The organism is Oleiphilus sp. HI0125 (assembly GCF_001635355.1).
On record NZ_LWGF01000759.1, the window covers coordinates 1 to 1,566 of the forward strand.

Annotated in this window: 1 protein-coding gene; it reads left to right on the top strand. The window is 43.2% G+C overall.

Annotation, left to right across the window (positions count from 1 at the left end; genetic code table 11):
* Positions 1-592 (top strand): uroporphyrinogen decarboxylase family protein (locus A3762_RS11970; RefSeq protein ID WP_304439283.1); only part of this gene is annotated, 592 nt, incomplete at its 5' end.
* Between the last annotated feature and the right edge of the window lie 974 nt (positions 593-1,566).

A 1,566-nucleotide genomic window follows, 5' to 3' on the forward strand; every position in this document is an offset into this window, starting at 1 on the left:
TGGTTCTTCGAAAGATTTCCGACATATTAAAGCGATGATGTATCGCGAACCTGAAACTCTTCATGCTCTATTAGATGTGCTTGCAGACTCTGTTATTGATTATTTGAATGCGCAAATCGATGCAGGTGCTCAAGCTGTTCAGATTTTCGATACATGGGGCGGGAATTTAAGTGATCAAGCCTACCTCGATTTCTCTCTTGCTTACATGCAAAAGATTGTGGCGGGTTTGAAGACGGAAGCGCGAGGTTTGCGCGTACCATCGATCGTATTTACGAAGGGTGGTGGTCTATGGTTGGATCAAATCGCTGACTGCGGTGCGAATGCGCTAGGGCTTGATTGGACGATGAATATTGGTCGAGCCCGCTCTATGGTGGGTGATCGCGTCGCGTTACAAGGTAATATGGATCCAAGTGTTTTATATGCTAAGCCAGACCAAATTAAGGCTGAAGTTGCCCGAATATTAAGGGACTTTGGTGCGGGCAATGGACATGTGTTTAACCTCGGACACGGTATTCATCAGTTTGTAGACCCTGCGGCGCCGAAAGTCTTTGTTGATGCGGTGCATGAATTGAGTGCGCAGTATCACGTTTAAGCCTCGTGAGCGTATGCTGCGTCACAAATGTGGTGGCGTAGCGTTTATCCTACCGTACGCATATCTTACAATTTTCCCTCCGATTAAGAATAACTAGGAAAGTTCATGAGCCGTCTTGCACGAGCCTTTTTATATTCTTTGACTGCTCTCGTTGTGGGATGTGGGGAGTTTATCGTTGATGATCAGGATTTTAGCGATAATCGAAGAACGCTCGACATAACCAATGATAATGCAGAAGCTTACCTGTGGTCTTCTTACCAAAGTATCTTTTCCCCACTCTATTTTGCGCGTTTAAATGAAATGCTTGATGCTCGTGACTTTAAAGGTGTTCAGGTAGGGGGTTATACATGCCCAGGAGGAGGAAGTGCAGTTGTTAATTTCCCTAATGCTTCTGGAGTGCGATATGAAGAATCTGATGCTTTCTCGATAAATTATACTGCTTGCTTTAATGACGCTGGAGCACAGTTGAATGGTGAGGTTTCGGGAAAGTATAAAGAAACGGAAGGCTATAATAAAACGTTCGCGACCGACCTGACCGTTGCCCAATGCATTACTAACTTAGAGCTCGATGAAAAAATCGATGCTGGTCGATACGAGTTAATTGATGATCAAGCATCTAATTTGATTTTTGATAAGCAAGGTGCACGTTTATTTGTGCGTTATATGGAGCAAGATCCTCAGGACGATCAATTAGCAATAGAGAAGAGAGTTGAAGAGCTCTCACTTGATCAAATTGCAGTAGTGGTTAATCGTTCAACGACAGATTTTGATTCTAGTTTTGAAGAAGATGGAGCGCGAATTTTTGTTGTTGAAGATGGTCTTCAAGAGCAAATTGATTGTGCTTATTATGAACGCGAGATTGATCTAGATTTGCAGGATTTGATTGNCGATATTGATGACAATACGTACGAGCTATCTGGGAAGTTAGCATTAAAAAACTCAATGGGCAGAGAGGTTGGAGTAAGTTCTCGGCA